General features: G+C 65.7%; 3 protein-coding genes. 2 read left to right on the top strand and 1 reads right to left on the bottom strand.

Going from position 1 to position 4,840, the window contains the following annotated elements; translation table 11 throughout:
• Positions 1–501 precede the first annotated feature (501 nt).
• The gene (locus tag WA805_RS22150; RefSeq protein ID WP_425243288.1) at positions 502–3,027 is read left to right on the top strand and encodes a LuxR C-terminal-related transcriptional regulator; all 2,526 of its coding nucleotides are present in this window, start codon (positions 502–504) and stop codon (positions 3,025–3,027) included.
• A 25-nt stretch (positions 3,028–3,052) separates the two neighbouring features.
• Here WA805_RS22150 and WA805_RS22155 read toward each other — a convergent pair whose 3' ends face one another.
• Positions 3,053–3,940 carry an SMP-30/gluconolactonase/LRE family protein gene (locus WA805_RS22155; RefSeq protein WP_425243289.1) on the bottom strand — a complete coding sequence of 296 codons (888 nt, stop codon included), beginning with the start codon at positions 3,938–3,940 and terminating at the stop codon, positions 3,053–3,055.
• Positions 3,941–4,541: 601 nt separating this feature from the next.
• Here WA805_RS22155 and WA805_RS22160 point away from each other — a divergent pair.
• The coding region (locus WA805_RS22160) for an STAS domain-containing protein (RefSeq protein ID WP_425243290.1) at positions 4,542–4,840 on the top strand (299 nt) is incomplete at its 3' end.

Below are 4,840 nucleotides of genomic sequence, written 5' to 3' on the forward strand. Positions count from 1 at the left end.
TGGTCGGACAGTTCGGCCCGGAGGGTAGTCGTGTCCGGGCCTGTTGTGACCTTGCACTCGTCGAACTGTGCGCGCAGCGTTCTGCCCGCCTGGCCACGCAAGGTGATCTCATATGTGAGTCGTGCCACTGGGTTATGCCTCACAATCGGTGGTTGACCTGGCCGTCAGGGTGTACGACCGCGGAGCTTGTGTCGTCACCCGGCATCGGGTGATCGGGATTTCGATGTGAGCAGCCGGGGACGAGCGGTGAGGTTGCCCCGGAGGGCGCATTGCAAAGACAGGGGTTGTGCCATGGCCAACAAACCGTAAAATCGTTCCATCGCCCGGGAACGGCTTCCGTGTCCTTCGCTGACGGCCGCACCGGGCGGTTTGCGTACGGGAGGCCGAGGCAGAATGCCGCAAGCAACTGTGATGGCTGAGCCCGGCCCGCGCAGTCCCCGGTTCCCGTCCTCGAAGTTCCGTGCCCCCAAAGGGGGGCCGGGGCTGGTGCGCCGGCCCAGGTTGCTCGAGCGGCTGGACCGGGGAGACCAGGCTCGCTTTACCCTGGTGGTGGGCCCGGCGGGGGCAGGCAAGACCATGCTCCTCGCCGACTGGCTGGCGTCCCGGCCGGAGCGGAAATCGGCCTGGTTGAGCTGCGACGTGGCCGACGCCGATCCGGTCCGTTTCGTCGGTGCCATCATCGAGGCCACGCGATATGGTTTTGGTCGGCCGTCGATTGGCGAGGATGCCCGGCAGCTGATCGGCCTTGATGGCGAGATATCGGCCGATGCCATCGCCGCCCTGGCTGACGACCTTGACGTCCCGGATGAGGTGCAGGTACTGGTCATTGATGACTTTCACCTGGCCGGGGCGGCTAGCGCCGACACCTTGCGCTGGCTGGTGGAGTATCACCCGCCATCGTTGCAGCTGGCTGTGGCCAGCCGGGTTGACCCGCCGCTGAGGCTACCCCGAATGCGGGCACACCAGGATCTGGTCGACTTGCGGGACGCGGACCTGGCCTTTTCGGTAGAGGAGGCCAGGAGTTTGCTTGCCGGATTCTCGGTGTGGCTGGACGAGCCAGACTTGACGCTGGTTCACCGGCGCAGCGAGGGATGGGCTGCCGGGTTGCAGATGGCCGCGATCTCGATCCACGGTTCGCCCGATCCTGCCTCCGCGGCTGGCCGGGTGCAGCTGCACCGCTATACCGTCGCCGACTACTTCTTGGAGGAGGTCCTGTCCCATCAGCGGCCAGAGGTCGCCGAATTCATGCTGGCCATCTCGGTCCTGGATGAACTTTCGGTGTCGGCCTGCACCGCGCTGTGCGGTCCGGGGTCAGCGAAGATGCTCGAGCTTCTTTACGGCACGCACATGTTCGTGACGATCGTGGATGACCAGGCCCGTACCTACCGCTATCACCACTTGATCAGAGAGGTCCTCCAGAGCGAGTTGCGTGCCCGGTACCCTGCCCGGGAGAAGCAGTTGCATGAGGCTGCCGCGCGCTACCTGATCGAGGCTGGGCAGACCGGCGCGGCAGCACGGCATTTGCTGGCCGCCGGTGAACGGACCGCGGCTGTCAGCCTGCTCAACGAGGGAGTCGTACGTGACGTCCTGACCAACCCGGCAGTCTCCAGCGCGCTTGACTTGGACGAGATCCGGCCGGAGCTGTTCGCGGACGCACCTGAGTTCGTGGTGCCGCTGGCGGCTGAGCTGCTTTGGCGGGGGGCATTCGAGCGAGGTTCGCGGGCTGTCGCGGTCGCCCGGCAGTGCCGTATCGACCCGGGTCGGCAACCGGAGCTGGCCGTGAGGCTGGCGCTGGTGAATATGCTTCACTGCACGTTCATAGGCCAGTTCGACGAGGCGCTGGCGCATAGGGAGCAGGCTCGGCCGTTCGAGACCATCGCCGACGGGGTCGGCGACTGGGTTGTGACGCTCGGCACGCTGGCCATGTACTGCCACACCTATCTTGGCCATTTCAGCCAAGCCCGGCTCCTGGCGAATGCGCTTGCCTCAACTCAGGTCAGCTCCCCGCTGACCGAGGTTCTCTGCCCCGGGGTGATCAGTCAAGCCGCCTTCATCGAAGGGGCCCTGGAAGAAGCTGGCGCATTGGCCGCTGACGCCCTCGCTGCGGCCCGTCGCCTCGGCTTCGACCGCCACTTTTTCAATTTCCACGCGCTGCGGACAACAGCCCTGCTCGCTTTGGAACGGGGCGATCTGGTTACGGCCGCTGAACCGGTCGAGCGCGCCCTGGCGATGGTCGGCGGTGCCCGGCCCAGCTTCAACTACCTGGCCCAGGTGGACCGGGCCCGGATCTGGGCGGCGGCCGGTAACCTCGATGAGGCCCTGACTTCGCTGCCCGCAGCGCGGTCGGCGCTCAAGAGCGGCCACTCCGTCCTTCTCGCCGAGGCCGACGAGCTGGAGGTCCGCCTCCGCCTCGGTCTCGGCGACCAGAAGGGCGCCGCAGAAGCCATCGAGCGACTGCCTGAACAACGGCGCATCGTCATGTCGGCGATCATCGCTCTGGCCGCCGGGAAACCTGACGAGGCGGCCCGGGCCCTGAGCAGCGCACCGGCTGAGGGAGCCACGATCCGGTCCGACCTGGAACTACGGCTGCTGCGCGCGAGCGTCGCCATCAGCCGATCCTCACCCCAGGCACCCCCCCTGGTCAGAGACGCCCTGACCGTGGCGGGACGGCACGGTTTCGTCCAGACCGTCGTGGACACGACTCCGCAGCTGGTCGAGCATGTGATCTCCGAGTCGGACCTGTATCCCCGGACCAAACAGGTGACGGCATTGATCACCGCCGGTCTCGCGGCACGCAGGCACGTTGCACCCGCTTCACGGCCAGGGCAACTTCTCGACCCGCTGACTGCCGCCGAGATACGGGTACTGGAAAAGCTGCCTGAGGGGCTTACCTACACCGAAATGGCATCGGAGCTGTACCTGTCGCTCAATACGGTAAAGACACACCTGCGCCATGCCTACATGAAGCTCGGCGCCACCTCTCGTTCGTCCGCCGTTAAGCGCGCGACCTCGCTGGGCATCCTGTGATCCGGTTATCTGGATCGGGCACCGGTTACCCGGCGAACGACGACGCAAGCATGCCCACTGCCCCGGGACGGCAGACGAACGTGGCGCCCGCATGCGGTTCCCTCTTAAGCTGATCACTGCTGAGCCGGTAAGCAGCCGAGGTCACGTACAGGTTCGCCAGGTCCGGACCGCCGAAAGCGCAGCTCGTCACCTGTGTTACCGGAAAGACAACCTCGTCCAGTTGCACGCCGGCTGGTGAAAAGCAGCAGACCGTCGCGCCGCCGAAGCACGTAACCCACAGGTTGCCCCGGCTATCGACGGTCATCCCGTCTGGCGTCCCGCGCGCACGGTCGATAGTAACGAGTCGTCTCCTGTTGCAGGCCGAGCCGGTGCCAGTGTCGTAGTCGAAGACGTCGACACCCTGGGTGGCCGAGTCGATGAAGTACATCTGGCTACCGCTGGGGCTCCACGCGATGCCGTTCGATTGCGTCACGTCGCCGACTACCTGCGCGAATGACCAGTCCGGTTCAACGCGGTACAGCACCGCGGAATGCGGCGAGAAGTCAAACGCCATTGTCCCGGCCAAGAGCCGGCCAGCCGGGTCGCACTTCGCATCGTTCATCCGGTTGCCAGGGATGTCGCGCTCGACCGGAGCAGCAAGCGCGAAGCCCTCCCCGGCATCTGAGGCCACGGCGATACCGTCGCGTACCGCGAGCACCAGCCCGCCGCTGCGTCGGGGAACAGCCGCGCCTACCTCCTGGCCGACGCAGAAGGACCCCAGCTTCCTCCCCGACTGCTCGTAACGGAACACCGCACCCGCGGTCAAGTCGACGGACAGCAGCGTCCTGGTGCGCTCGTCCCAATGCGGCGCCTCACCGACATCGGCATGCAGATCAGCAAATACCTCAACTCCCGCACTCGCAGACCGGGTCACGTGCCACCTTGCCTTCGGGAAAACTGAATAATCTGGGATGCCTGATCCGGGGCGCGCCTTCAGCATTCCAAGCCCCTGAAGGGGACCTCTCGGCCGTTCTGGCTGTTGACAGGCAGAGCGGTCTATGTCACGGGCATCCTATCTAGCACTGGATGAGAAGACCCCTGGCCTAGCTCGACTCCAGGCCGAGAGGAGCAGGGCAGGCCAAACCCGGCCTCCGGAGACCCTCGAGGGCACGTCCGTCCCCTTGCTGCGAGTGATCCCTGACAGGCTGATGGCTCCTTCACCTCATCCGCGATCGGCGTGTCACGGCAGGGCGGCACGATCCCCGACCATCGCACGGAGTCCTCGCGTCTGGGCAATCACCCGATTTCGGGTGATTACTCAGTCCTCACAGAAGTAGATGCTGGCCGCACACCCGCGCTGCTGGCCACGGCCGACTGGCGGGCCGAACGAGAGGTACTGGCGAATCCCGCTGGATCCGTCCGTCAATGGACACGGCTGGGGAAGGGTCACTCCGCGAACAGGCGCGGGCGGCTGAGGAGGGGAGCCCATGATGCTCACATGCGTTGCTCAAGCAAGAGCCGTCGAGGAAGTAGTCATGGCAGCCCAGGACGATCTGCAGGGAACCGCGCCGCTGGAACTGAGCCACCGGATCTGCGTCACTGGCGAGGCCGTCGTGGACTTCAACGGCGAACTGGATGTCACCACCGCTGAGGCAGCCGTCAGCTACGTCAGCGATCTCGTCGATCGCCACTGCGGGCCAATGATTGCGGATGTGACCGCACTGGCCTTCTGCGATGCACGCGGCCTAGCCGCCCTGGCGCGCATGGCCGGTTACGCGGAGCAGAAGGGCTGCCTGTTCCGGCTGGCCTCGCCCAGGCCATTGCTGGTCAAGAT

The organism is Trebonia sp., from assembly GCF_049794275.1.
GTDB lineage: Bacteria > Actinomycetota > Actinomycetes > Streptosporangiales > Streptosporangiaceae > Trebonia.